Here is a 655-nt window from a genome sequence, read left to right as displayed (position 1 = left end):
GAACGCCTTTGGCCAGGCGCAGTGCGTTAAAAAGGCCTAATTGCGTCCGCAACCAACTGGGCGCCTACCCTGCCGAACAAAGCAGGTCCGCGCCGACGAGTCAGGTCGTTTTGATGTCGGGGGCCAGACTCAACAGTCCTTGCTGCCAAAGATCCCTGGTGGTTGCTACATAGTCGCGTGACATGATCAGATATGACGCTGCTAGTTCGGTGCAGTCACGCGCAGCCACAGCAACATCGCAAATGGCTTGGACTGCTGCGATGTCGCGCCTAATGCGCTGTAACCCCAGATCGCAATTTCGTTTCAGGGTTTCGTGGTAGGTCGCCTGCATTTGCAGGGCGAGCGTGAGATTTGCGGCGCACAGATTGAGCGATGTAATGGGTTGTACTGTCATGGCGGATTCTTAAATGTGAAGACGCGGCCGACGCATATGGGTCTCGAGCGAACGTTTGCCGCGACGGTGCATTTAATATAACCGTATCCGTCAAAAGCGCGCTTAACGTGTGTCAATCAGGGGCGAGATACCGTTGGCGCCTCGAGACAATGCTGCACTGTGGCGCTACTAGGGCACGCCTGCTTGTATCGGCTCCGGTTGTCTGGACAAGCTTTTGCAGCTCAGGCGGCCAGCTTCATCAGCCTTTCCTGACGGGCTTCG

At 56.3% G+C, this 655-nt stretch carries 1 protein-coding gene; it reads right to left on the bottom strand.

The window, feature by feature from the left end; translation table 11 throughout:
• Positions 1-100 precede the first annotated feature (100 nt).
• Positions 101-394: a hypothetical protein gene (locus tag EVC45_RS45015; protein WP_129964408.1), complete on the bottom strand. Its 294-nt coding sequence runs from the start codon at positions 392-394 to the stop codon at positions 101-103.
• Positions 395-655: the final 261 nt, after the last annotated feature.

Origin of the sequence: Paraburkholderia sp. UYCP14C (assembly GCF_004197395.1) — a bacterium.
Classification (GTDB): domain Bacteria; phylum Pseudomonadota; class Gammaproteobacteria; order Burkholderiales; family Burkholderiaceae; genus Paraburkholderia.
Note: the sequence above shows the minus strand (reverse complement) of the source record. Positions and strands in the feature narration are given on the sequence as shown.

Coding starts and splice junctions, on each gene's coding strand:
- EVC45_RS45015 (WP_129964408.1), bottom strand. CDS start 394: ATGACAGTACAACCCATTACATCGCTCAATCTGTGCGCCGCAAATCTC.